Source organism: Stenotrophomonas sp. 109824_Sma, from assembly GCF_056480025.1.
This window is the reverse complement of sequence record NZ_CM151078.1, coordinates 3258318-3280350: the sequence shown is the minus strand read 5'-3', so window position 1 is coordinate 3280350 and position 22033 is coordinate 3258318. Positions and strand designations below refer to the sequence as shown.

At 65.6% G+C, this 22033-nt stretch carries 28 protein-coding genes and 3 tRNA genes; 10 read left to right on the top strand and 21 right to left on the bottom strand.

All coding sequences use genetic code 11. The features are described 5' to 3' along the window. The first annotated feature begins 27 nt into the window (after positions 1–27). The gene (locus ACZK1G_RS15600; protein ID WP_005417836.1) at positions 28–201 is read left to right on the top strand and encodes a DUF1328 domain-containing protein; all 174 of its coding nucleotides are present in this window, start codon (positions 28–30) and stop codon (positions 199–201) included. A 22-nt stretch (positions 202–223) separates the two neighbouring features. On the opposite strand, the gene ACZK1G_RS15595 is transcribed toward ACZK1G_RS15600, so the two are convergent. From ACZK1G_RS15595 to ACZK1G_RS15580, 4 genes are all read right to left on the bottom strand, one after another. After that, positions 224–556 (bottom strand): SMR family transporter, encoded by a 333-nt coding sequence (locus ACZK1G_RS15595; RefSeq protein WP_075677169.1) that lies wholly within the window; start codon positions 554–556, stop codon positions 224–226. Positions 557–569: 13 nt separating this feature from the next. After that, positions 570–1139, bottom strand: a complete 570-nt coding sequence (locus ACZK1G_RS15590) for a TetR/AcrR family transcriptional regulator (protein ID WP_101765846.1) — start codon at positions 1137–1139, stop codon at positions 570–572. Positions 1140–1226: 87 nt separating this feature from the next. Then, complete coding sequence (locus tag ACZK1G_RS15585; RefSeq protein WP_101765845.1) at positions 1227–1460, bottom strand: DUF1653 domain-containing protein; 234 nt, start codon at positions 1458–1460, stop codon at positions 1227–1229. A gap of 12 nt (positions 1461–1472) precedes the next feature. Further along, a complete protein-coding gene (locus tag ACZK1G_RS15580) occupies positions 1473–1760 on the bottom strand; it encodes a hypothetical protein (protein ID WP_101765844.1) in 288 nt (95 codons plus the stop codon). A gap of 394 nt (positions 1761–2154) precedes the next feature. On the opposite strand from ACZK1G_RS15580, the gene ACZK1G_RS15575 reads away from it, so the two are divergent. Beyond that, positions 2155–2412, top strand: a complete 258-nt coding sequence (locus ACZK1G_RS15575) for a hypothetical protein (protein ID WP_101765843.1) — start codon at positions 2155–2157, stop codon at positions 2410–2412. A 76-nt stretch (positions 2413–2488) separates the two neighbouring features. Further along, positions 2489–2806: a hypothetical protein gene (locus ACZK1G_RS15570; protein WP_197621975.1), complete on the top strand. Its 318-nt coding sequence runs from the start codon at positions 2489–2491 to the stop codon at positions 2804–2806. Between the two features lie 71 nt (positions 2807–2877). Here ACZK1G_RS15570 and ACZK1G_RS15565 read toward each other — a convergent pair whose 3' ends face one another. From ACZK1G_RS15565 to ACZK1G_RS15535, 7 genes are all read right to left on the bottom strand, one after another. Beyond that, entirely contained in the window at positions 2878–3372 is a 495-nt protein-coding gene (locus tag ACZK1G_RS15565; protein WP_119006557.1) for a pilin, read from the bottom strand. A 98-nt stretch (positions 3373–3470) separates the two neighbouring features. Continuing rightward, on the bottom strand, positions 3471–3926 hold the full coding sequence (locus ACZK1G_RS15560; protein ID WP_101766430.1) for a pilin: 456 nt from the start codon (positions 3924–3926) through the stop codon (positions 3471–3473). A 153-nt stretch (positions 3927–4079) separates the two neighbouring features. Next, the gene (locus ACZK1G_RS15555; RefSeq protein ID WP_101765840.1) at positions 4080–4526 is read right to left on the bottom strand and encodes a pilin; all 447 of its coding nucleotides are present in this window, start codon (positions 4524–4526) and stop codon (positions 4080–4082) included. Between the two features lie 109 nt (positions 4527–4635). Beyond that, positions 4636–4998, bottom strand: coding sequence for a hypothetical protein (locus ACZK1G_RS15550; protein ID WP_014037914.1), 363 nt, complete (start codon positions 4996–4998; stop codon positions 4636–4638). 63 nt (positions 4999–5061) lie between these two features. Then, complete coding sequence (locus ACZK1G_RS15545; RefSeq protein ID WP_101765839.1) at positions 5062–5433, bottom strand: roadblock/LC7 domain-containing protein; 372 nt, start codon at positions 5431–5433, stop codon at positions 5062–5064. Beyond that, positions 5426–5977 carry a GTP-binding protein gene (locus tag ACZK1G_RS15540; RefSeq protein ID WP_101765838.1) on the bottom strand — a complete coding sequence of 184 codons (552 nt, stop codon included), beginning with the start codon at positions 5975–5977 and terminating at the stop codon, positions 5426–5428. The genes ACZK1G_RS15545 and ACZK1G_RS15540 overlap by 8 nt, the downstream gene beginning before the upstream one ends. Continuing rightward, a complete protein-coding gene (locus tag ACZK1G_RS15535) occupies positions 5974–6681 on the bottom strand; it encodes a hypothetical protein (protein ID WP_101765837.1) in 708 nt (235 codons plus the stop codon). Before ACZK1G_RS15535 ends, ACZK1G_RS15540 begins: the two co-directional genes overlap by 4 nt. Positions 6682–6931: 250 nt before the next feature. Here ACZK1G_RS15535 and ACZK1G_RS15530 point away from each other — a divergent pair, with 250 nt between their 5' ends. From ACZK1G_RS15530 to ACZK1G_RS15520, 3 genes are all read left to right on the top strand, one after another. Then, positions 6932–7603: a response regulator gene (locus ACZK1G_RS15530; RefSeq protein ID WP_101765836.1), complete on the top strand. Its 672-nt coding sequence runs from the start codon at positions 6932–6934 to the stop codon at positions 7601–7603. Positions 7604–7730: 127 nt separating this feature from the next. Further along, positions 7731–8288 (top strand): DUF3011 domain-containing protein, encoded by a 558-nt coding sequence (locus ACZK1G_RS15525; protein WP_005417825.1) that lies wholly within the window; start codon positions 7731–7733, stop codon positions 8286–8288. Between the two features lie 175 nt (positions 8289–8463). Continuing rightward, positions 8464–8667 (top strand): hypothetical protein, encoded by a 204-nt coding sequence (locus ACZK1G_RS15520; protein ID WP_005417823.1) that lies wholly within the window; start codon positions 8464–8466, stop codon positions 8665–8667. 139 nt (positions 8668–8806) lie between these two features. Here ACZK1G_RS15520 and dxs read toward each other — a convergent pair whose 3' ends face one another. From dxs to ACZK1G_RS15485, 7 genes are all read right to left on the bottom strand, one after another. After that, the gene (gene dxs / locus ACZK1G_RS15515; protein WP_101766429.1) at positions 8807–10714 is read right to left on the bottom strand and encodes a 1-deoxy-D-xylulose-5-phosphate synthase; all 1908 of its coding nucleotides are present in this window, start codon (positions 10712–10714) and stop codon (positions 8807–8809) included. A gap of 105 nt (positions 10715–10819) precedes the next feature. Beyond that, a complete protein-coding gene (locus ACZK1G_RS15510) occupies positions 10820–11485 on the bottom strand; it encodes an HNH endonuclease (RefSeq protein WP_032956174.1) in 666 nt (221 codons plus the stop codon). A 465-nt stretch (positions 11486–11950) separates the two neighbouring features. Then, positions 11951–13741, bottom strand: a complete 1791-nt coding sequence (locus ACZK1G_RS15505) for an acyl-CoA dehydrogenase C-terminal domain-containing protein (RefSeq protein WP_099551910.1) — start codon at positions 13739–13741, stop codon at positions 11951–11953. Between the two features lie 65 nt (positions 13742–13806). After that, complete coding sequence (locus tag ACZK1G_RS15500; protein ID WP_101765835.1) at positions 13807–14283, bottom strand: LEA/WHy family protein; 477 nt, start codon at positions 14281–14283, stop codon at positions 13807–13809. Positions 14284–14447: 164 nt separating this feature from the next. Continuing rightward, a complete protein-coding gene (locus ACZK1G_RS15495; RefSeq protein ID WP_101765834.1) occupies positions 14448–14999 on the bottom strand; it encodes a lipocalin family protein in 552 nt (183 codons plus the stop codon). Between the two features lie 141 nt (positions 15000–15140). Further along, positions 15141–15216 (bottom strand) — tRNA-Phe (locus ACZK1G_RS15490). A gap of 72 nt (positions 15217–15288) precedes the next feature. Beyond that, positions 15289–15364, bottom strand: a tRNA-Phe gene (locus ACZK1G_RS15485). 333 nt (positions 15365–15697) lie between these two features. On the opposite strand from ACZK1G_RS15485, the gene ACZK1G_RS15480 reads away from it, so the two are divergent. After that, a complete protein-coding gene (locus ACZK1G_RS15480) occupies positions 15698–16723 on the top strand; it encodes an NADP-dependent oxidoreductase (protein WP_101765833.1) in 1026 nt (341 codons plus the stop codon). A 37-nt stretch (positions 16724–16760) separates the two neighbouring features. Here ACZK1G_RS15480 and ACZK1G_RS15475 read toward each other — a convergent pair whose 3' ends face one another. Continuing rightward, positions 16761–17603 (bottom strand): bifunctional transcriptional activator/DNA repair enzyme AdaA, encoded by an 843-nt coding sequence (locus ACZK1G_RS15475; RefSeq protein WP_101765832.1) that lies wholly within the window; start codon positions 17601–17603, stop codon positions 16761–16763. Positions 17604–17735: 132 nt separating this feature from the next. On the opposite strand from ACZK1G_RS15475, the gene ACZK1G_RS15470 reads away from it, so the two are divergent. Then, entirely contained in the window at positions 17736–18497 is a 762-nt protein-coding gene (locus tag ACZK1G_RS15470; RefSeq protein ID WP_101765831.1) for an SDR family oxidoreductase, read from the top strand. 6 nt (positions 18498–18503) lie between these two features. Here ACZK1G_RS15470 and ACZK1G_RS15465 read toward each other — a convergent pair whose 3' ends face one another. Next, positions 18504–18950, bottom strand: coding sequence for a hypothetical protein (locus ACZK1G_RS15465; protein WP_428993324.1), 447 nt, complete (start codon positions 18948–18950; stop codon positions 18504–18506). A 198-nt stretch (positions 18951–19148) separates the two neighbouring features. Here ACZK1G_RS15465 and ACZK1G_RS15460 point away from each other — a divergent pair, with 198 nt between their 5' ends. Further along, positions 19149–19322, top strand: coding sequence for a hypothetical protein (locus ACZK1G_RS15460; RefSeq protein WP_014037899.1), 174 nt, complete (start codon positions 19149–19151; stop codon positions 19320–19322). A gap of 61 nt (positions 19323–19383) precedes the next feature. Here the strand turns inward: ACZK1G_RS15460 and ACZK1G_RS15455 are convergent. Then, a tRNA-Ala gene (locus tag ACZK1G_RS15455) sits at positions 19384–19459 on the bottom strand. Positions 19460–19694: 235 nt separating this feature from the next. On the opposite strand from ACZK1G_RS15455, the gene ACZK1G_RS15450 reads away from it, so the two are divergent. After that, positions 19695–22025, top strand: a complete 2331-nt coding sequence (locus ACZK1G_RS15450) for a TonB-dependent receptor (protein ID WP_101765830.1) — start codon at positions 19695–19697, stop codon at positions 22023–22025. Positions 22026–22033 lie beyond the last annotated feature (8 nt).

The window sequence follows — 22033 nt, the reverse complement described above, 5'->3', positions numbered from 1 at the left end:
TGCATTCCCTGCGGGGAAAGGACTGACATGATCAAGTGGGCCATCATCTTTGCCATCATCGGCATCATCGCGGGCGTGCTGGGCTTCGGCGGCATTGCCGGTGCCGCCGTGGGCATCGCCAAGTTCCTGTTCTGGGCCGGCATCATCATCGCCGTGGTGCTGTTCCTGATCGGCATGAGCGTGGCCAAGAAGGTCAGCTAGCGCCTGTCGCGCAGCAGCGGGTTCAGTGCGCGCTGCTGCGCGAGAACAGGTTGATCACCAGCACGCCGGCACAGATCAGGCCGATGCCGATCAGCGCCGGTGCATCCAGGCGCTGCTTGAACACCACCAGGCCGATCAGCGAGATCAGCACGATGCCGACGCCGGACCAGATGGCGTAGGCAATGCCGGTCGGTATCGATTTCATGGTCACCGACAGCAGGTAGAAGCACAGTCCGTAGCCGACCAGTGCGCCAAGTGTCGGCCACAGCCGGCTCATGCCGTCTGAGGCTTTCAGCAGCGACGTGGCAATCACTTCCAGCACGATGGCCGCAGCCAAGTAGATATAGGGGTTCATCGCGGGCTCCGGGTCACTGCGGGTCGCACAGCTTGAGGGCCTGCTCGGCCATGGCCAGTGCATTGAGGCGTTCTTCTTCATCCAGCGGACGACCGTAGGCGGTGGCCCAGTAGCCGTCGGCCACGCAGCGCGCTGCATACAGGCGCGGGTCGGAGGCTTCATCAGGGAATTCAGCCAGCATGCGTCGCAGCCATGCGCCCCACTGGGCAAGCAGGGCGGGTTCGAGCATGTTGCCCAGGGTCAGGCCGATGTCGTTGTCCCGCTCCTGCTGCAGCAGGTGATCGAAGTTGGCTCGTACGTAGGCGCGGCTGAAGCAGCCATGGCGGGGGCTGCCTTCCATCAGGCCGCGCACCTGCGCTTCGAAGTCGGCGATGAGTGTGGCGATGGCTTCATCGACCAGCACCTGCTTGCTGCTGAAATGGTGGAACAACGCGCCTTTGCTGACCCCGGCCGCGCGTGCGACATCCTGTACGGTCAGTGCCGCCAGTCCATGCTGGCCGATCACTGTGATGGTGGCCTGCAGCAATGACTGGCGCACGCTGTCGGGCGCCTTGCGGCGCGAACGGGAAGGGGATGCGGACATGGGCGGGAAGAAACCGACTGGACGGTACGATTGTAGCGCAGGCCTGCCACCGCGCCGTGGCTGCCGACCCGGGCCGGCAGCGTGGATTCAACCGTCGACGCGTGCGAAGCGGGGCTGTGGGCCGTGCTCGCCGGGCACCTGTTCGATGAACATCGGGTAGGGGCGCACCCACAGGCCGCCTTCGCCATACAGGGCGCGGTACAGCACCAGCGGTTCCAGTGTCTCGCTGCTGCGGACGATGTCGATTACTTCGTACTCGCCGCCCTTGAAGTGGCGATACCGGCCACGGGCGAGGTCGGGCAGGGGACTCAATTCAGCCATGACGGAGCGTGCTCACTTGCGCGCCGGGCTGGCCGGCGTGGCGCAGTACGCGTCGATGGCCTCGGCGGTGTTGGCCAGGCCCTGTGCCTGTGCCAGCTCCCAGGGACGCTCGCAGCGCTGGCTGTGCTCGCACCACTGGTAGCCGGCTGAACCGATGCAGCCATGCGCATCGCGATCACCACCCACCACGGGCGTGGCCGTCGACGTCGCGTTGGCATCGGCACGCGCGGTCGCCGCCTTGTCCGGGCTGGCACAGGCGGACAGCACCAGCAGGGCGGGAATCAGAAATAGCGCTTTCATCGGGCGGGCTCCGTGCCTAAAGCGACAGTTTGTGTCGCAAATACCCTAGCGGCAAGCGCTCAGTGCACGGCGGCGCGGACCAGCTCTTCGATCAGGATCAGATAGCTGGCCACGAAATAGAACTTCAGCAACGTCCAGCGCTGCTGTGAGAAGAAGGTGCGCATGTGGAAGGGGCCCCTGTTGATGACGATAGTGTGAAGTCAGGCTGACTCCGTGACAAGGATCACGAAATGAACGGGCTAAACGGGCTCAGGGATGTGACGAGGGTGGGGTTCTGACGCACTGGCGCGGGTTTTTCGTACTTATCTGATGGGACCACCCTGATGGGCTGGCTAGGGTGACGTCATCAGCAGAAGGGCAAGCGCCCTGCGCCTTTTCCCACAAGGAGCCTCCCATGGTCATTACCGTCAAGTGCAGTGCCGCGCAGTGGTCCCTGTTGGACCCCGCTGCGGGCCTGGCCGAAGCATTCAACACCGGCGCCGCAGCGTTCGACGCCGCGGTTGGCCGGGCCAGCGCCCACCATCGCCGGACCGGCCAGCGCAGCACGGTGCGCGTGGAGGCGCTGGGCAGCAGCGTGGATGCCGTGCACTTCGAGGCGTTGGCGATTGCCTCCGGGCCGGCTATCGGGCTGAATCCTGCGCCGGTGGCGTAACGCCAGATGATCCCTCGCGCACTGCCTGGCTTACGAAATGGCTCAGCCACGATGGATTGACCGTCTTGGCATAGACATGACCGATCTGCGCCGGCAGGGCGCGATCCTGCAATACGCGCAAGGGTTGTTGGGCCAGGACGAGGATGAGCAGATCCCTGCGCAGGCAGCAGATGCGGCGCAGCAGTGGCATGCCGTCGACCTGGCCCACAGTCGGCATGCAGGGATCGATGATCAGTGCCTTGCATCGCGGGCTGGCGATCTGGGTCAGGACCTCTGCGGGCGAGCGTGCTTCGCCGAGGGCTTTACCGCCCAGGTAGGGGAGGGCGCTGTGTATCAGTTCGCGTCGGACCCAGGGATTTGCATCGGCGATGACGAGGGTGGGGGCCGGGGCTGACCGGCTTTCGCAGGCGCCGCTGCCTGAATGGAGTGGCGAAGCGTCAACAGCTTGAAGTGTGTGCATGCAGGCTACGGATTGTCGGGGCCACAGCCTTTGGGCAGGAGGTCGTAATAGGGGATGGCAGTCCAGCAGCGCCATTCATGGCTGCCCGAGTCCCTGATCAGCACCAGGTTGTTTCGCCATGTCCCCACGTTGTAGCCAGTGTCGAATCGCAGCAGGCAATCGATCTCGAGGCCGCCATCCGCACGAATACGTGTTGCGATGGTTTCACAGCGCTCACTGCTCTCCGGTAGTCCCAGCTTGCGGTTGTCTGAGCCATAGAGATCACCCCGTTCGGCCAGCCACGCCTCTACTCCCGCCTTCCCGCCGGCCAGTTCGGCCAGGGCCGCCGCCAGCTTGGATCGGGTAGAGAACTTCTTGTATTGCGGGACTGCGATCAGCGAGAGAATCATGATGATGGCCAGGACCACCATGAGTTCGATCAGAGAGAATCCGCGCTGGTGGTGTGCGTGATTCGATCCGCAGCCAGCCTTTGATATTTTCTTTTTCATCGGTTCCTGCATCAGGAAATCAACGTTGAATCGTGGATGGCGCACGCAATGGAAAGGCGCATGCGACTGTGGGCAGGTTGAGCAGTCCGCGCAGTGGCATGCGCCCGTGATCAGGCCTGGCAGCCCTGGGGAAGCAGGCTCTGGTCAGAGATGTCGCTCCTGCAGAGCCAGACGCCCTCCGAGTCGCGATCCAAGGTCAGGTTGCCACTGCCGATTGCAGCGTCGTTCTTGAGCTCGCAGTTGATGCTCGTAGCTCCGTTGGTGACATCGGTCGTTACCGCAATCGCATCGCAGCGGGAACTGGTCTCGGGCAGGCCAATCGATGCAGGCGTTGTGATATCGCTGCCCTCAGCCAATAGGGATTCGACGCCAACTTTCCCGCCGGCGACCTCCGCGAGCGCGCCAGCCAGCTTTGCCTTGGCCGAGAACCGCTGATACTGCGGCAGGGCAATCATCGCGAGAATCCCGATGATCGCCACCACCACCATGAGCTCAACAAGGGAAAAACCCTTCTGCCGGGATGGGCCTGTGCCTGCGCGGGGTGTCGGGCCGGGTACGGTATTCATGATAATCCTCTGTGACATGGCGGTTTCCTGGGTTCGGCCACGAAGCGATCATTCGCGGCGCAGCCATAGAAAATCACGTGTGCAGCAGTGGGTATATTCAAGAACTGGTAAAGTCGAACCTGTTGAGTAACTGCACGATTGTTTTGCAATTAATCAGAAAGTACGCCGTAGCTCCGTGGGGCACGGCGTCGGCACTGCATGCACATCGGCCGTGCTTGCAGTGCATCTCCATTCGCCCGCAGGGGTTCGCCGCCATCGCACGCTGCCCTCCTGGTGTAGATCACAGGTCAGCACTGCGCGGCCGGTATCGGGCAGCGATGCACGCAGGCGCGCGCAGTGTGCGGCGCTGGCAGGCAGGCCGAGGTGCGGGTCGGTCACGGTGAGATCACCTTCGGCGTAGCTGTTTTCCACGGCGGCGATGGCGCCGCCCAGCACGTTGGCCGCATCGCGAAGCCGGGTTCGGCTGGCATCGTCATCCAGGCGGGGCGCACACAGCAGTAGTGCGTAGATGGCTGTCAGTCCGGCGACGATGCTGACCAAAGTCCATCGTCGGTAGTGCCGCGGGTGATGTGTCGCCTGGGTGGTTGATCGAGGGCGCATGGACGGCAGCTCCTGCGGTTGAGAAGGGCGCGCGGCGCAACTGCAGGCCGGGGCCGCTCTCCCCAGAGCAGCCCCGGCATTCCGATCCCCTGTCTATCGTTGCCTCGCGTTACAGCGCCAGCGAACTTTCCACGTCCAGTACGATGCGCCGGGCGAGGGCAAGGTTGGCCTTCTGCCGGTCCAGTACCACATAGAAGAACAGGCCCTTCTTGGCCGACACCGGGCGCAGCACGTGGTACGCCCGACCCAGAGTGATCAGCACGTCTTCGATGTTGTCGTTGAGGTTCAGCGCTTCGGCCGTCTTCATCTTGGCGCGCAGCACCTCGGTGTTTCCGGCTGCCGCCAGTTCCATGTCCACGCCCGAGCCGGCGTCACCCAGCAGCATGCCGCTTTCGAAGTCGACCAGGGCGACGGCTTGCGCGCCGTTGATCTGCATGAGCGTGTCCAGGCATTTGTTGATGGCGATATTCATTTCAGTGGTCCGTTGCGGGTGTGAGGGGGTGAAGAGGCGTCTGAGTACTGAGAGGGGCATGTATCAGGTCGGGGTGTTGGCCAATGCGCGCACGCACTGCTTGGCATGCCACAGCACGTTGCCGATGACGCAGCTGTGGTCGCATGCGGTCATCAGCAGGCGCGGTTGATTTCCTGGAATGGCGAGCATCAGTACCTTGCCGTTGGCGGCATCGAGGATGAGTGTGTCGAGTTCGCCGAAGTGCAGTTCGCGACCCAGCGCACTGGCCAGGCCGAGCATCGAGCTGGTCATCGCGGCCAGGCGATCGGCGACATGACTCTTCGGGCCGGCCTGGGCCAGTGCGAAACCATCAGTGCTGGCAACGACGAGCGCCTGGATACCGGTGACATCGTGTACCAGCGCGTCGAGTGCCGAAGTGTGGCCGATGTCATTCATGGGTGGCCGCCATGGCGTTGCATTCGATCTGGCTCATCAGCAGGTCCATCGCAATGACGGCCTGTGCCATGTCGCGTGGGTCCAGCGGCAATGCCGGCAGGTGTGGCGCATGGTCCTGCAACCAGTCCTGCCAGTGCGGCTGTACCGGATCATCGGTGCTGCCGCATCGGGTGAAGCCGATGACCACGGGCAGGCCCGGTGCGCTGTCGGCGATGGCTCTCAGATGCCGCCCGGCCAGCGTGGCGCCCACGCTGGCGCTGCCATCGATCAGGACGATGGCACCTTCTGCACCGGCCAGCAGGATCGGCCAGATGTAGGAGAAGCGTTCCTGCCCCGGCGATCCGTACAGGCGCAGGCGGTCGCCGCCTGGCAGGTCGATGTCGCCATAGTCCATCGCCACGGTGGTGTATTGCTTGCCCACGGTAGGGTCGGTATTGCGGGCTTCCGTCACCACGGCCGTGCCCCGGGTCAGGGTCTGCACGAGGGTGGACTTGCCCGCGCCGAGTGGGCCCATCACTACGATCTTGTGCTCACGCACGGTCATGCACTCCAGCGGATGCGAAGTTGTCGCCACAGATTGACGAGGCCGTCGGCGGGCGAGGAGCGCACGGGTGCGTCCTCGCCCACAACGGGAAAGGCATAGGCGGTGAGGAACGCTGCGTTGAAGAACGACTGCACGATTTGGCGTGGCAGATCGAGGATGTCGCAGCATGCCCGCACGGACGCGCCCTGCTTGATCAGCAGCGCGCACAGTCGGAAGTGGTCGGGACGATGGGCGAGGATGCGGAAGTCTGGCCAACGCCGGAGGCGCAACTTCGTGCCGTCCTGCAGGGGCGGGATCGGCACGCCGCGGCCGTCCGTGACCAGGGCAACGTTCCATAGCGTCAAGCGCAGCGGAACATTGCTGCACACCGTTGCACGCTGCACGAAGACCTCCTGTGTCACCGGTACCAGGCTCAGCCGAGGGTCTGCGTCGCCCAGTAGTCTCTGCAGCAGTGTCAGCGTGATCGGCGCGGGTGCGGTGGTCATCATCCGGTCGTTCCTGGCGTCCAGCCAGCACACGGTGGCCCCGTCATGAATGATCGCGGCATGGGCCGAACGCCGTGGCAGCGCGCCATCGCTTGCCAGGTGCAGGCGCAACTGCTGTACGAACGGCAATGCGGCAGTTGGCAATGCGGCCGGCGCCAGGGGCTCTGCTTCAAAGGGCTCTTGCAGATCCTCAAACGGTTGACGACGGAAACGGACCATGGGATGTCCAGGGCAGCGAGTGATCGGAGGTGACTTTGTAAGCGGTCCTCCTGGCTTTCTGGAATGAAACTATTGGGAAAGCTGCAGTGCCATTCGTGTTTTTGATGCTCTCTGCAACAAATGGAATTGGCCGGATGTTTATGCTTCGATGAAATCAATTGCAGCGAGCGATTATTAAGTTGACGTAACCTGGAATGATTACTAGCGTCTCCACTGCGCACTGCGGCGTGACTATTGACGGGTAATCAGCATGCTCACTCGAATTGCCATCGCGGATGATCATCCACTGGTCCTGCTTGGCACGCGCATCGTGATCGAGGCCGGTGGGCACCATCGCGTGGTGGCGGAGGCGCGATGTGCAGAAAGCCTGCTGGCCATCCTGGCCGAAGAGCCGGTGGATCTGGTGGTGACTGATTTTTCGATGCCGGATGTCGGCCGCTCGGACGGCCAGGCGATGCTGCAGGCGTTGAGTCGCAATTACCCCAAGGTGCCGGTGATCCTGGTCACGATGGTCACCAATGCCACCACCTTGAACATGGCCATGCGTACCGGTGTGCGCGGACTGGTGTGGAAGTGCAGTTGCGTGGATGGCACCCGCAAGGCGGTCGATACCGTGTTGAGCGGGGGGATCTACCTGGACCCCCAGTTGGCGCACTGCCTGCAGGAGGGTGGGCGCGAGCGATCGCTTTCGGTGTTGTCGCCCAAGGAGCTGGAAGTTCTGCGGCTGTATGTGTCGGGGCCTTCGATCACAGAGATCGCCGGGCAGCTGCGGCGCACCGTCAGTACCATCAGCCGGCAACGCATTTCGGCGATGAGGAAACTGGGCATCAGCAATGATGCCGAGCTGTTCGCCTATGCGTTCGAGGAACGCCTGGGCAATGCCGGTGGCATGGCCAGTGGGGCAGCAAACGGGAGCCCATGAGCTCACAGCGGTCCAGTCAGGTCCGGTTGCGTTGTTTGAATGGGGAAAAACTGCCGTTGCGCCCCCCTCTGTGCGGCGGGCCGTGAATCCCGGATGCTTGCGCCATCGTATTCATCTGGAGATCTCGATGGGCAAGGCACTCACCTGGCGCACCCTGGCCTGCACCCTGTTGCCGATGCTGGCGGCTGCCGGTGGCGCCCAGGCGCAGAGCTATGGCTACGGCTATGACGACGACCGCTATGGCGGCCGCGATGGCAGTGGCATCGTGCGCTGCGAGTCGGTCAAGAACCGCAGCAATGAGTGCCGCCTGGACGGCCGCGCGCGGTTGATCCGCCAGCTGTCCGGTTCGCCCTGTGTGGAAGGCGAAACCTGGGGCCAGTCGCGCAATGGCGTCTGGGTCACACAGGGGTGCCGTGCCGAATTCGTGGGTGAGTACCGCCGCGGTGGCGGCTGGGGCGGCAATGGCGGTGGCTGGGGTAATGGCAATGGGTGGGGCGGCGGCGATGTCGTCACCTGCCACTCCAATGGTCATCGCCAGGAGTACTGCGATGCCCGCATCCGCCGGGGTGTACGCCTGATCCGCCAGGACTCGCGCAGCGCCTGTATCGAAGGCCAGAGCTGGGGCTGGGATCGCCGTGGCATCTGGGTCAGCGATGGCTGCCGGGCGCAGTTCCAGGTGAACTGAGCATTCCGCGCTCTGTCCCGTGAAAATCAGAATAATCTGATACAGCTCACATTTTGAACGCCGTATTGTCTGCGATCAGGGCACGTTGCGTGCCCTGAATCCCAGCGATGCCGTGTGCCGTAGCCGGCATGGGCATCGCGCCGCCATCGATACGCTGCCTCAAGGAGTGAGCTGCATGTTGATCCGCCTGCAATGCGAACAGCGCCAGTGGCGCGTGCTGCATCCGGACCGGCCGGAGCCGATCGAGTTCCGCGATGGCGCCCGTGCCTATGACTTCGCCGAGACCCTGGCCCGCCTGCACTTTGTCGACACCGGTCAGCGTGCGGCCGTGCGCGTGGAAGCCAGCGGCGCATTCGTCGAAGCGGTCAGTTACGGCTGAGGGCGGGTGCCTGCCGAGGCAGGCCTGCGGAGTTCCGCCATCCACGCATGGCGTGGATCTACGCGTTTCGAGCCTGAAGGGTGCGGACTCTGTCCGCGCCCATTGCGCCCTGTGTGAATCTACCGGGTGGCGATCGGCCTCAGCCTGCCGCGCTGAGCGGCGGGATACCTGCGGCCAGCTGCGGCCAGCGCTTGAGCACAGCAGCGCGGATGCCGGCCGCGTCGATGCCGGCTTCGGCCAGCAGGTCCTCGCGGCTGGCGTGGTGCTGATAGCTGTCGGGCAGGCCCAGGTGCAGGATCGGACGCAGCACGCCTTCGGCATTGAGCAGTTCACCGACGCCGGAACCGGCGCCACCGGCCACCACGTTGTCTTCGATCGTGACCAAGCCCTCGTGCTGGGCGGCCATGGCCAGCACCAGCTCGCGATCCAGTGGCTTGATGAAGCGCATGTTGACCACGCTCAGGCCCAGTTCGCGGCCGACCTGCTCAGCGGCGGCCACGGTGCTGCCGAAGGCGAGCAGGGCGATGCGGCTGCCCTGCAGGCGCAGCTCGCCCTTTCCGATCGGCAGGGTCGACAGGTCGGTACCGGCCGCAACGCCGGTGCCGGTGCCACGCGGGTAGCGTACGGCGGCCGGGCCCGGGTGCTGCAGGCCGGTGCTGAGCATCTGCCGGCACTCGGCTTCATTGGACGGTGCCATCACCACCAGGTTCGGCACGCAGCGCAGGAAGCTCAGGTCGAGGTTGCCGGCGTGGGTTGCGCCGTCCGGGCCGACCACGCCGGCGCGATCGATCGCAAACAGCACGTCCAGGTCCTGGATCGCCACGTCGTGCACCAGCTGGTCGTACGCGCGCTGCAGGAAGGTGGAATAGATCGCCACCACCGGCTTGCCACCCTGGGTGGCCATGCCGGCGGCGAGGGTGACCGCGTGCTGCTCGGCGATCGCCACGTCGAAGTAGCGCTGCGGGTATTCCTTGCTGAAGCGCACCAGGCCTGAGCCTTCGCGCATTGCCGGGGTGATGCCGTACAGGCGCGGCTCGGCGGCGGCGGCATCACACAGCCAGTCGCTGAATACATCGGTATAGGTCGGCTTCTTGGCCCCGGCTTTGGCCACCAGGCCCTTGTCCGGATCGAACGGGCCCACGGCGTGGTAACCGATCTGGTCGCCTTCGGCCGGCTCGTAGCCCTTGCCCTTGGTGGTCATCACATGCAGCAGCTTCGGGCCCTTGGAGGCGCGCAGCGTCTTCAGCGTGGACAGCAGGGCAGGCATGTCGTGGCCGTCGATCGGGCCGGTGTAGTGGAAGCCCATTTCCTCGAACATCGTGGAGGGCACGAACATGCCCTTCCAGTGTTCTTCCCAGCGCTTCACGAAGCGCGCCGGGTTGTTCTTCTTGTCACCGAGGATCTTCTTGCCGCCTTCGCGCAGTGCGTTGAGCGTGCGGCTGCCGGTGGCGCGTCCCAGCATCTTGGTCAGGCCGCCCACGGCCTCGGAGATCGACATGTTGTTGTCGTTGAGGATCACCAGCAGGTTCGGTTCCGGCTCCATGCCGCCGGCATGCATCAGCGCTTCGAACGCCATGCCGGCGGTCATCGCGCCGTCGCCGATCACCGCCACGACCTTGCGGTCGTCGCCTTCGGACTGGCGGGCGATGGCCATGCCGAGTGCGGCCGAGATCGAGGTCGAGGAGTGGCCGACGCCGAAGGTGTCGTACTCACTTTCCTCGCGCTTCGGGAACGGCGCGACGCCGTCCTTCTGCTTGACGGTGTGGATCTCGTCGCGGCGGCCGGTGAGGATCTTGTGCGGGTAGGTCTGATGGCCGACGTCCCAGACCAGCTGGTCGTGCGGCGTCTGGTACAGGTAGTGAAGGGCCACGGTGAGCTCGATCACGCCCAGGCCGGCGGCGAAGTGGCCGCCGCTCTTGCCCACCGATTCGATGAGGTAGGCGCGCAGTTCGTCAGCAACCGCCCTCAATTCGGATTCGTCGAACGTGCGCAGGTCATCCGGCGTCTGGATGCGCGCGAGGCGGGGATAGCGGGCAGAGTCGATCATCATGTTCGCACTTTTTCTGAACGCCCATTTTCGCCCTCAAACGGGGGTGGGGCAAGCAAACGCCGCCGCCCGTGACAGGACGGTGAGGGTTGCATTTTCGGGCGTTCAGGTGCTCAGTTTCGACCGCTTGGGCAATTGCGCCTTCAGGAAGGCCATCTGGTCGGCCAGGATGTTGCGGTTGGACAGGATCAGGTGCTCGATCCAGCTGGGCCGGTAGGGCACCGCCAGCAGGGGCATGCCGGCCTGCTGCGGGGTACGGTCGCTCTTGCGCGAATTGCAGTGGAAGCAGGCGGTGACCACGTTTTCCCAGCAGTCCAGGCCGCCCTTGGACAGCGGCATGACATGGTCGCGGGTGAGCGTGGGGCGGCTGAACTGCTGGCCGCAGTACATGCACAGATGGGCGTCGCGGGCGAACAGGGCCTGGTTGGTCAGGTTCGGCGTCGGGTCGATCGCGCGCGAGCGGGCATGGCCGCGGGCGGCGATAATCGGGTGCAGGTCCATGCCGCTCTGCAGGCCGCTGAAGCGGTTGGTGCCGCCATGGATGTGCAGGCAGGGATCGCCGAGCGTCCAGGCCACCGCTTCGCGTGCGTAGAGGCACGCCGCGTCCTGCCAGGTGATCCAGTCCAGTACGCGTCCGTGGGCATCAAGCGAGAGCAGCCGGACCGAACCGGGGCGATGCAGCGTCGTGGCGTTGGGCGATGCTTCGGCGCCCGGAGCAGAAAACGGAGCTCCGGCTTCGATCAGACCCAAGCGTGTAGTGTCTGTCTCCATCGGGAGAACAGCTTATACCTGAATCATTGCGATTTGGGTATCGCCTGGAGGGCGATACCCAAATCGCAATGATTCAGGTCCGCGCATTCGGCATCCCAGCCCGCCGTCGGCGGGTTGGGATGCCCACGCATCCCTCCTAGCCCCCGCGCCGTTGGCGCGCCCCCCTTAACAAAGGGGGGCTCTTCTCCAGAGAGATCCCGGTGGTTTCCATCCACGCGTGGCGTGGATCTGCCGTGTCGACCAAGGTCGACACCTGCCATCAGCCGAGTGAACCTGTCAGAGGCCCGGGCGGTGTGGGGTGGCAGGACCGTTGGCGCCATGGATGGCGCCATCGAGCCCCCATGGATGGGTTTACGGCGTGTCCTGCCAGCCCACGCCGCCCAGCCATTCATCGGGATGCAGCTGTTGCTGTTGCGGTTGCCGGCCAGCGGCCGGCACTACCGCGGGTGCCGGGCGCAGCCCGGCTCAGGCGCCGAAGCGCTCGTCGTCCATGGCCATCAGCGGGGCGGCGCCGGCCTGGATCGCGGCGGCGTGGCTGAGCGTGCGCGGCAGCACGCGGGCGAAGTAGAACCGTGCGGTCTCGCGCTTGCCCTGGGCGAAGGCGGCGCCGTGCGCGCTGGCGTCGGCGGCGGCCACGCTGCGGGCCCACCAGTAGGCCAGTACCACGTAACCCGAATAGAACAGGTAGTCGTAGCTGGCCGCGCCCAGTTCGTCGGGGTTGGCGGCCGCGCGCTGCAGCACGTCCAGGGTCAGCTTGCCCCATTCGGCGGCCTTGGCGCGCAGCGGGCCGATGAACTCGGCCAGCGCTTCGTTGCCCTCGTGTTCCTTGGCGAAGGCTTCGATCTCGGCCAGCATCAGCTTCAGGCCGGCGCCCTGGCTGGACGCGGTCTTGCGGCCGATCAGGTCCAGCGCCTGGATGCCGGTGGTGCCTTCATACAGCGTGGTGATGCGTGCATCGCGGGCCAGCTGTTCCATGCCGTGTTCGCGGATGTAGCCGTGGCCACCGAAGCACTGCAGGGCGTTGTAGGTGTTCTCGATGCCCCATTCGGTCTGGCAGGCCTTGGAGATCGGGGTCAGGAAGCTCACCAGGGTGTCGGCGCGCTCGCGCTCGGCGGCATCCTCGGCGTGGTGGGCGACGTCGATCAGGGTGGCCGCGTGCAGCGCCAGCAGGCGGCTGCCTTCGACCAGCGACTTCACCGTCAGCAGCATGCGGCGCACATCCGGGTGGACCAGGATCGGGTCGGCCGGCTTGTCCGGGAACTTGGCGCCGCTCAGGGCGCGCGACTGCAGGCGCTCACGGCTGTACTTCAGTGCGTTCTGGTAGGCGCGCTCGGACAGGCCGATGCCCTGCAGGCCGACGCCCAGGCGCGCGGTGTTCATCATGGTGAACATCGCCTGCAGGCCCTTGTGCGGCTGGCCGACGAGGTAGCCCTGCGCACCATCGAAGTTCATCACGCAGGTGACCGACCCCTTGATGCCCATCTTGTGCTCGATCGAGCCGCAGCGCAGTGCGTTGCGCTCGCCGACGTTGCCCTCGCGGTCGACCTTGAACTTCGGGGTGACGAACAGCGAGATGCCCTTGGCGCCCGGAGGGGCGTCGGGCAGCTTGGCCAGCACCAGGTGCACGATGTTGCCGGTCAGGTCATGCTCGCCGGCGGTGATGAAGATCTTGGTGCCGGTGATCGAATAGCTGCCATCGGCGTTCGGCTCGGCCTTGGTCTTGAGCAGGCCCAGGTCGGTGCCGCAGTGCGGTTCGGTCAGGCACATGGTGCCGGTCCAGCGGCCTTCGATCAGCGGCTTGAGGAAAGCCTCGTGCTGCCAGGCCTCGCCGTGCTGCTTCAGCGCTTCGATGGCGCCATGCGAGAGCAGCGGGAAGTTACCCCATGCCAGGTTGGCGGCGTTGATCATTTCGTTGAGCGGCACGCCCAGGGTGTGCGGCAGGCCCTGGCCGCCCAGCTCCGGCGAGGCGGTCAGGCCGGTCCAGCCGCCATCGACGAACTGGTCGTAGGCCTGCTTGAAGCCGGGCGGGGTGGTCACTTCACCGGTGGCCTGGTCGAGCACGCAGCCGATCTCGTCGCCGACGCTGTTGAGCGGGGCCAGCACGGTGGCGCTGAAGCGGCCGGCTTCTTCCAGCACGGCATCGACCACGTCGGCGGTGGCGTCGGTGAAGCCCAGGCGGGCGAACAGGGGTTCGACCTTGAGCACGTCGTGCAGGGCGAAACGGAGGTCGGAAAGCGGGGCGGTGTAGCTGCTCATCGGTACGTCTCGATTTGATCAGGGCAGGGGGAGAGCGGCGCCGGGCGCCGCGACGAAAGGCGGGTTCAGCGCAGCACGCCGGGCAGGCCGGGGGCCTGGTTGAGGGTGCTGCGGCTGCTGATGTCGAAGCTGCGCTGCTTCTTTTCCTGCGGTGTGGCCGCCACCGTTCCCTTCAGGCCATAGGCCAGGGTGCGGTTGCTGGCCAGCGCGTCGGCCACCACCAGGCGCGCGGCCGAGCTGGGCACGAGGTCGACATTGATGACGTCGGCGGAGGTGCCGCCGATGGAGATGCCGGGCTTGACCTGCAGGGTGCCAGCGTCGTTGTCGCCGACGGTCAGCGCCAGCGCGACGTCATCGAAGGTCATCGGCATCGAGCTGAAGTTCTGCAGGCGCAGGGCCACGGTCCAGTTGCCGTCGGCACGTACGGTCAGCTGCTGCAGGCTGGCTGCCGGTTCCGAAACACGCTTGACGATGCCGTTGTTGCAGGCAACAAGGGCGAGGGTGCACAGGACGATCAAGGCGGTACGGAAACGGTGGAGCATGGGCGCAAGTCCTCTGGAGGGGGTGCGTTGGGGTAAGCATACTACGGCGTATGGTTTTGTGGATCGCCTGTGGCGACCCGTCGCAGAGGGTAGCGCGTGAAGATGGCGGCCGGGCGTGCGCAACGCTGGATCGGGCGCGCGGAATGCGCCCGATGCGGGGCGGTTCAGTCGGCGGGCGTATCGCGCAACGGTGCCATCAGCCGCAGCGGGCCGAGGTCGTAGCCCATGGCCTCGGCCTTGGCTTTCAACTGTTCGAACCGGGCGCGATCCATTTCCGGCAGCCGCGAGAGGATCCACAGGTACTTGCGGTCCGGTTCACCAACCAGCGCCCACTGATAGTCCGGGTCCAGCGCCAGCACCCAGTAGTCGGCCCAGACCAGGGGGACCCAGCTCAGCCAGTCGGGCACGAAGCGCACCTGCAGTTGGCCGGGGTGTCCGGCCACCAAGCGTGCCACGCCTTCGGCGACCACGCGTTCGCCCTCGCCATTGCGGCAGGCATTGGTGACGCTGATGCGGCCGTCGCGGCGCAGCCCGTAGTTGGCAGTGATCTCGCCCACGCACTGCTTCTGGAACGACACCGGCAGGTGCGCGATTTCGTGCCATTGGCCTGCGTAGCGGTCGATGTCCAGCGTTTCGACCGCGCGCACCGGTTCGGCGGCGATCACCGGGAAGGCGGCCAGCAGCAGGCAGGCGAGCAGGGCGGGGCGCAGAGGCATCGGCAGGCTCCAGGCAGGAGTCTGGAGCGTAGGTGCCGCCGCGCATGCCGGTGTAAATGTTTCGTCAACCGGGCGGCGGTGGCCGCCGCTTGCGCGAAGCGCGAACAAAAAAAGACCTGCATTTCTGCAGGTCTCTGAAGATGGTGGCCGAAGACGGAATCGAACCGCCGACACGGGGATTTTCAATCCCCTGCTCTACCAACTGAGCTACTCGGCCAAATTGTGTGGCGACCGCGGTGAATGCGGTTTCCGGAAAAAAAAGACCCGCATTTCTGCAGGCCTTCGAAAGTGGTGGCCGAAGACGGAATCGAACCGCCGACACGGGGATTTTCAATCCCCTGCTCTACCAACTGAGCTACTCGGCCACATGTTTCGTTGCAGCGAGGTCGCTGCCAAGGACGCGTATATTACGGAGGTCGGCTGCCTTCGGCAAGCGTTTTGCCAAGATTTCTTCACATTGCCGTCTGCGCGCTCGCAAGTGCTTGATCCTCCGTCGTGGGCGGGGCGTGACCAGTCGATCATCGTCTGCGGTGGAAATCAGCAGGTCGCCGCGATCGCCAAAGCTGCAAGGGCAAGGGCTGCGCTGGACCCGCGCCGGTCCGGGCAATGGAACGCTGTTTTCGTGGCCGCCATCGGGGATGGCTGCGGCGTAGTGTCGGCAGTCCTTTCCCGACGCTGGCAACAGCAGAGACCCGACCATGTCCGATTCCTCTACCACCTCCCGCATCGTGCTGGCGTCGCGTCCGCAGGGGGCGCCGAGTGCAGCCAATTTCCGCCTGGAACAGGTTGCGCTGCCGGCACTGGCCGATGGCGACGTGCTGCTGCGCAACCGCTACCTTTCGTTGGACCCGTACATGCGAGGACGCATGGACGAGGGCCCGTCGTATGCCGCGCCGGTGGCGGTCGGGGCGGTGATGGAAGGCCAGACCGTGGCCGAGGTGCTGCAATCCAAGGCCGAGGACGTAACCGCGGGCGAGCTGGTGCTGGCGCCGGGGGGCTGGCAGACCCACGCGGTGCTGCCGGCCAAGGCGCTGGGGCGCCGTCTGGATCCGGCCGGGCTGCCGCTCAGTGCGGCGCTGGGCGTGTATGGCATGCCGGGTTTCACCGCCTATTCCAGCCTGCATGAAATCGCACGCCTGAAGCCGGGCGAGACGCTGGTGGTGGCTGCCGCGACCGGGCCGGTGGGCGCGACCGTGGCCCAGCTGGCCAAGCTGCAGGGCGCGCGCGTGGTCGCCATCGCCGGTGGCGAGGCCAAACGTGCCTATCTGCAGACGCTGGGCGTGGACGTGGCGCTGGATCATCGCGCCGCTGATTTCGCCGCCCAGCTGCGCGCGGCGGTGCCTGCGGGCATCGACGTGTACTTCGAGAATGTCGGTGGCCATGTGCTGGATGCAGTGCTGCCGCTGCTCAACGACTTCGCCCGCATTCCGGTGTGCGGCACCATCGCCACCTACAACGAGCGCGGCGTCGAGCAGCCTGGCCCGGACCGGTTGCCGGCACTGTTCAGCCAGATCCTGCGCCAGCGCCTGATCGTGCGTGGTTTCATCGTGCACGACTTCAACCACCTGTGGCCGGACTTCGAACGCGAGATGCCGCAGTGGCTGCGCGAAGGCCGCATCCAGTACCGCGAGGATGTGGTGGAAGGGCTGGAGAAGGCGCCGGAGGCGTTCTTCGGGCTGCTGAAGGGGCACAACTTCGGCAAGCTGGTGGTGAAGCTGGATTGAGGGCCTGGCGGTGTGCCGACCAAGGTCGGCACCCACGTCAGGCAGTCGAGGCCTTTTCCCGGCGCAGCAGTTCGCGCTTGCGCGCTACGCCCCACGCATAGCCGGACAAGTCGCCATCGCGGCGCACCACGCGGTGGCAGGGCACGGCCACGGCCAGCGGATTGCTTGCACAGGCGCGTGCCACCGCGCGGCTTGATCGCGGCGCGCCGATGCGCGCGGCGATATCGGCATACGAGGCAGTGTGCCCGCGCGGAATCTGCTGCAGTGCCTGCCACACCCGCTGCTGGAACGCGGTGCCGCGGATGTCCAGCGGCAGGCTGGTGCCCCGCGTGGGATCCTCGACCAGGCCCACCACCTGCGCTACCAGTTGTTCATAGCCGCTGTCGGCGCCGACCAGTTCGGCCTGGCGGAAGCGCTGCTGCAGCGACTGCAACAGCGTCTCCGGATCGTCGCCGAGCAGGATCGCGACCACGCCGGTCTCGCTGCTGGCCACCAGCACGCTGCCCAGTGAACTTTCGGCGATGGCGAAGTGGATGACTTCGCCGCGGCCACCTGCGCGCCATTGCTTGGGCGTCATGCCCAGCAACTTCGGTGCGTTTTCGTAGAAGCGTCCGCTGGAGCCGAAGCCAGCATCGTGGAAGGCATCGGTGATGCGCTCCTGGTGTTCCAGGCCGGTGCGCAGGCGGTCGGCGCGCAGCGCGGCGGCGTACTGCTTGGGGGTCAGCCCGGTCGCCTGCTTGAACAGGCGATGCAGGCGCGTCGGGCTGCAGCCGGCGATGTCGGCCAGCTCCTGTAGCGAGGGTTCGTCGAGGCTGGTCTGAAGGTGGCGGCAGACGCGTTCGACGCGGGCATCGAGGGCGGTGGTGGCGGTACTGTCCATGGCCGGATTCTGGCATGTGCCGACCCTGCGAAAACTCCGTTTCCTGCACTCATCTGTGAGGCCCGGAAACGGAGTGTTGACGGGCCGAAGGCTTGGCATCGTGGCGGCCACTTCACAACCGGTACCGCCAGCATGCGCCTGAACAACAAGATCGCTCTCATCACCGGTGCCAGCGCCGGCATTGGCCGCGCCAGCGCGCTGCGCTTTGCCGCCGAAGGCGCAAAACTGGTGCTCAACGCGCGGCGGCTGGAGCCGCTGCAGGCGCTGGCCGAGCAGATTCGCGCCGCCGGTGGCGAAGTGGTGGTGCATGCCGCCGACGTGGCCGACCCGGGCACGGCGCAGGCGCTGGTCGATCGGGCCCAGCAGTCCTTCGGTGGCCTGGACATCGCGCTCAACAATGCCGGCATGCTCGGCCCGGGCGTGCCGGCGGCGGAGTTCCCGGCGGACGCCTGGCGCGAAGTGATGGCCACCAATCTCGATGCCGCCTTCCACGCCGCACGCGCGCAGTTGCCGGCATTGCTGGCACGCGGCGGTGGCTCGCTGGTGTTCGTCGGCACCTTCGTCGGCCATACCGTGGGATTCCCGGGCATGGCGGCCTATGCGTCGAGCAAGGCCGGGCTGATCGGCCTGAGCCAGGTGATCGCCGCCGAATACGGGGCGCGTGGCGTGCGCAGCAACGTGCTGCTCCCCGGGGGTACCGATACCGAGATGGGCCGGCAAGCGGCACCGACCGGCGATGCCCGCGACTTCGTGCGCTCGCTGCATGCGCTCAAGCGCCTCGCCGAGCCGGAAGAGATCGCCAATGCGGCGTTGTTCCTGGCCAGCGATGAAAGCAGTTTCGTTACCGGCAGCGCGATGCGCGTGGAGGGTGGGGTGTCGATCACCCGTACCTGAGCGCGGTCACGTGCGTGGCGCGTAGCGGATGCCGCTGCTGGCCATGAAGCCTTTCGGGTCGAACCGGGCCCAGGCCTCGCCCCAGCCGAAGCGGGCGTGGCCACCGGCCAGCCTGTAACCCAGCGCCGCACCCAGCGTGCGGCGCATGAAGGCGACTTCGGCATCGATCGCGGCCTGGGTCGGCCAGCCGTCTTCCAGTGTTGCACCGGGTAGATCGACGCTCATCGTCACCATGTCGAGCCGTTGCCCGTGGAAGCACAGGCTGATGCCGGCAGGCGCACCGCCCAGGCTGAGCCGGTGCAGGCTGAGCCAGTGGTAGCCGGTGCCGACATCGCGCTCGCCATGCATCAGCGTGGCGAAGGCGATGCGCGCCTCGTCCTGCGAGAGGGTGGGGCAGATCAGTGCCGGCAGGTTGCCAAGCTGGATGCTGCCGTCGGTCGGATTGAAGTTCATCGGCACGAATGATGCGACGCGCTTGGACGTTGAGGGCATGGCGTACCGATATGCGGTTTGCATCGGATTCTGGATGTACCTCATCGATGGCTGCAAGCCGCTGGCTGCACACCGTGTTCGCGCCGGACTGACCTGCGGCTTACCCGTTGCGTTCTAGCGTGGCGTCAGCGTCGGACTCCACCGGCGAAGGAGTATTCGATGAGTGAGCGAGACAACGACCAGGGTGATCCGAAGCAGGGGGTGCAGGAAAGCCGCCAGGACAGGAAGCAGGACGACGTGGCCAGGCAGCGGCCAGGTCAGCGCGATCAACAGGTGCGTGATGCGCACTCACGGAGCCCACGGCGCAAGGACGGCGGTGAGGAGCCGGCCTGAGGCGGAACCCGGAAAAGAAAAAACCCGCAGATCGCGGAGATCTACGGGTTCTTCTGAATAGTGGTGGAGCCAAGGAGGATCGAACTCCTGACCTCGTCATTGCGAACGACGCGCTCTCCCAGCTGAGCTATGGCCCCACGGCAGGGCTTCAGTTTAGCCAAGCAGCTGCTCCTTGCCAAGCCGATCCAGGATTTCGTGCCGGAAGACGTGGCGCGTTAGTGCACAACTGTGCCGAAACCGCCTGTTTCACCGGGTGTGGGCGCCGCGCAACGAAATCGTAACAATTTGGGGGATAATGGCGGCTTGCGCAGTTTTCCTCCTATTTACCGCCCGGCTCGCGCAGGCCGCACGGACGCCTCCTCAGAGCATTCCATGCCCTCCCATTCCGATTCCCGCCGCCTGTCGGGTATGTCGTCTTCCTTCGTTTCCTTCCGCCGCCACCCGCTGGCCCTGGCCTGTGCTGGCCTGGCCCTGGTCGGCAGCTTCGGCGCCGCCGCGCAGGACAGCGCGCCGACCCCGACCGGGCTGGACACCATCACCGTGACCGCCGAGCACCGCGAGCAGAACCTGCAGGAAGTGCCGGTCTCGGTCGGCGTGGTGCAGGGCGAGCGCATGCGCGACTTCACCGCCGGCGGCGACGACACCCTGCTGGCGCTGTCCGGCCGCGTGCCGAGCCTGTATGCGGAAACCACCACCGGCCGCATCTTCCCGCGCTTCTACATCCGCGGCCTGGGCAACATCGACTTCTACCTCGGTGCCTCGCAGCCGGTGTCGATCATCCAGGACGACGTGGTGCTGGAACACGTGGTGCTGAAGTCCAACCCGGTCTATGACGTGGACCAGGTGGAAGTGCTGCGCGGCCCGCAGGGCTCGCTGTTCGGCCGCAACACCACCGCCGGCATCATCAAGTTCGACACCCTGAAGCCGACCCAGGACTACACCGGCCGCGTCAGCGCCAGCTACGCGACCTACAACAGCGTGTCGATCGACGGCGGCTTCGGTGGCCCGATCAACGACATCGCCTCGTTCCGCGTGTCGGCCCTGTACCAGCACCGCGACGACTATGTCGACAACACCTACAAGGGCCCGAGTGCCGACGGCACGGTCAGCCCGAAGAAGAACGCCATGGGCGGCTTCGATGACCGCAACGTGCGCGCGCAGCTGCTGCTGACCCCGAGCGACCAGTTCTCGATCCTTGCCTCGGCCCATGCCCGTGACTACGAAGGCACCTCGACCCTGTTCCTGCGCGGTGCGCTGACCAAGGGCTCGAACAAGACCGACGTGCCGCGCGACAAGGTCGCCTACGACGAAGCCGACAACAACCCGCAGGCCTACAAGACCTACGGCGGTTCGGTGAAGGCGCGTTACGACTTCGGTGCGATCGACTTCACCTCGATCACCGCCTACGAAACCACCTCCGGCTACAGCCGTGGCGACACAGACGGCGGCGCCGCGGTGAACTTCCCAGTGAACGGCGTGCCGAATGGCTACGGCCAGTCGATGGGCCGCATCCGTGATCTGGACCAGTGGACCCAGGAATTCCGCCTGTCCAGCCATGACGACAGCGCGCTGCAGTGGCAGGCCGGTGCGTTCTACTTCAACGGCAGCGACACCACCGACTTCTACCAGCGCGCATGGTTCCTGCAGGGCGCGGCCCGCAACCCGAACAACTGGGTGCGCCTGCGCAACAAGAACACCTCGTGGGCCGGTTTCGGCCAGCTGAGCTACGCCTTCACCGACAAGTTCACCGTCACTGCCGGCCTGCGCCAGACCAAGGACGAGAAGCACACCCGCCTGCTGAAGACGGCTGACACTGCCGCTGGCGTGGTCACCTACAAGGGCCGCACCGACGTCAAGATGTCCGACACCACCCCGAGCTGGGATCTGAGCGCGATGTATCAGATCACGCCGGACGTGAGCGTCTACGCCAAGGTCGCCCGCGGCTTCCGCGGCCCGACCATCCAGGGCCGTTCGGCCGTGTTCAATGCCGACTTCACCACCGCCGATTCCGAGACGATCCTGTCCTGGGAAGCGGGCGTGAAGAGCAGCCTGTGGGACAACCGCCTGCGCCTGAACGCCACCGCGTTCACCTACACCGTCAATGACATCCAGCTCAACGGCAACGATTCGGACGGCAACGGCGTGCTGTTCAACGCTGACAAGGCCAAGGCCTACGGTTTCGAAGCGGACATGGAACTGCGCCCGATCCCGAACCTGACCCTGAGCGCCGGCCTGAGCCTGCTGCACAGCGAGATCAAGGACAAGCGCGTCTACGCGCAGGTCTGCGGCCTCAACGGCCAGGTGGTGTGCACCGTGAATGACCCGACCATCAAGGTCGGTGCCAACACCTTCGCGCAGATCGACGGCAACCCGCTGCCGAACGCGCCGAAGTACAACGTCAACCTCGCAGCACGCTACGACTTCCCGGTCAGCGACGCCGGCACCATGTTCGTCTCCACCGACTGGAACAAGCAGGGCTACACCAGCTTCGTTCTGTACGACAGCAAGGAGTTCAACTCCAAGGGTGACTTCGAGGGCGGCCTGAAGATCGGCTACTCGGGCAACTACGGTGCCTACGAAGTGGCGCTGTTCGCGCGCAACATCACCAACGAGAAGAACCTCAAGGGTGTGATCGAGAACTACATGGCCGCGGTCTACAACGAGCCGCGCACCGTGGGTGTCTCGCTGAACATGAACTGGTAATGCGCTGT

Coding starts and splice junctions, on each gene's coding strand:
- ACZK1G_RS15600 (WP_005417836.1), top strand. CDS start 28: ATGATCAAGTGGGCCATCATCTTTGCCATCATCGGCATCATCGCGGGC.
- ACZK1G_RS15595 (WP_075677169.1), bottom strand. CDS start 556: ATGAACCCCTATATCTACTTGGCTGCGGCCATCGTGCTGGAAGTGATT.
- ACZK1G_RS15590 (WP_101765846.1), bottom strand. CDS start 1,139: ATGTCCGCATCCCCTTCCCGTTCGCGCCGCAAGGCGCCCGACAGCGTG.
- ACZK1G_RS15585 (WP_101765845.1), bottom strand. CDS start 1,460: ATGGCTGAATTGAGTCCCCTGCCCGACCTCGCCCGTGGCCGGTATCGC.
- ACZK1G_RS15580 (WP_101765844.1), bottom strand. CDS start 1,760: ATGAAAGCGCTATTTCTGATTCCCGCCCTGCTGGTGCTGTCCGCCTGT.
- ACZK1G_RS15575 (WP_101765843.1), top strand. CDS start 2,155: ATGGTCATTACCGTCAAGTGCAGTGCCGCGCAGTGGTCCCTGTTGGAC.
- ACZK1G_RS15570 (WP_197621975.1), top strand. CDS start 2,489: ATGACCGATCTGCGCCGGCAGGGCGCGATCCTGCAATACGCGCAAGGG.
- ACZK1G_RS15565 (WP_119006557.1), bottom strand. CDS start 3,372: ATGCAGGAACCGATGAAAAAGAAAATATCAAAGGCTGGCTGCGGATCG.
- ACZK1G_RS15560 (WP_101766430.1), bottom strand. CDS start 3,926: ATGAATACCGTACCCGGCCCGACACCCCGCGCAGGCACAGGCCCATCC.
- ACZK1G_RS15555 (WP_101765840.1), bottom strand. CDS start 4,526: ATGCGCCCTCGATCAACCACCCAGGCGACACATCACCCGCGGCACTAC.
- ACZK1G_RS15550 (WP_014037914.1), bottom strand. CDS start 4,998: ATGAATATCGCCATCAACAAATGCCTGGACACGCTCATGCAGATCAAC.
- ACZK1G_RS15545 (WP_101765839.1), bottom strand. CDS start 5,433: ATGAATGACATCGGCCACACTTCGGCACTCGACGCGCTGGTACACGAT.
- ACZK1G_RS15540 (WP_101765838.1), bottom strand. CDS start 5,977: ATGACCGTGCGTGAGCACAAGATCGTAGTGATGGGCCCACTCGGCGCG.
- ACZK1G_RS15535 (WP_101765837.1), bottom strand. CDS start 6,681: ATGGTCCGTTTCCGTCGTCAACCGTTTGAGGATCTGCAAGAGCCCTTT.
- ACZK1G_RS15530 (WP_101765836.1), top strand. CDS start 6,932: ATGCTCACTCGAATTGCCATCGCGGATGATCATCCACTGGTCCTGCTT.
- ACZK1G_RS15525 (WP_005417825.1), top strand. CDS start 7,731: ATGGGCAAGGCACTCACCTGGCGCACCCTGGCCTGCACCCTGTTGCCG.
- ACZK1G_RS15520 (WP_005417823.1), top strand. CDS start 8,464: ATGTTGATCCGCCTGCAATGCGAACAGCGCCAGTGGCGCGTGCTGCAT.
- dxs (WP_101766429.1), bottom strand. CDS start 10,714: ATGATCGACTCTGCCCGCTATCCCCGCCTCGCGCGCATCCAGACGCCG.
- ACZK1G_RS15510 (WP_032956174.1), bottom strand. CDS start 11,485: ATGGAGACAGACACTACACGCTTGGGTCTGATCGAAGCCGGAGCTCCG.
- ACZK1G_RS15505 (WP_099551910.1), bottom strand. CDS start 13,741: ATGAGCAGCTACACCGCCCCGCTTTCCGACCTCCGTTTCGCCCTGCAC.
- ACZK1G_RS15500 (WP_101765835.1), bottom strand. CDS start 14,283: ATGCTCCACCGTTTCCGTACCGCCTTGATCGTCCTGTGCACCCTCGCC.
- ACZK1G_RS15495 (WP_101765834.1), bottom strand. CDS start 14,999: ATGCCTCTGCGCCCCGCCCTGCTCGCCTGCCTGCTGCTGGCCGCCTTC.
- ACZK1G_RS15480 (WP_101765833.1), top strand. CDS start 15,698: ATGTCCGATTCCTCTACCACCTCCCGCATCGTGCTGGCGTCGCGTCCG.
- ACZK1G_RS15475 (WP_101765832.1), bottom strand. CDS start 17,603: ATGGACAGTACCGCCACCACCGCCCTCGATGCCCGCGTCGAACGCGTC.
- ACZK1G_RS15470 (WP_101765831.1), top strand. CDS start 17,736: ATGCGCCTGAACAACAAGATCGCTCTCATCACCGGTGCCAGCGCCGGC.
- ACZK1G_RS15465 (WP_428993324.1), bottom strand. CDS start 18,950: ATGAACTTCAATCCGACCGACGGCAGCATCCAGCTTGGCAACCTGCCG.
- ACZK1G_RS15460 (WP_014037899.1), top strand. CDS start 19,149: ATGAGTGAGCGAGACAACGACCAGGGTGATCCGAAGCAGGGGGTGCAG.
- ACZK1G_RS15450 (WP_101765830.1), top strand. CDS start 19,695: ATGCCCTCCCATTCCGATTCCCGCCGCCTGTCGGGTATGTCGTCTTCC.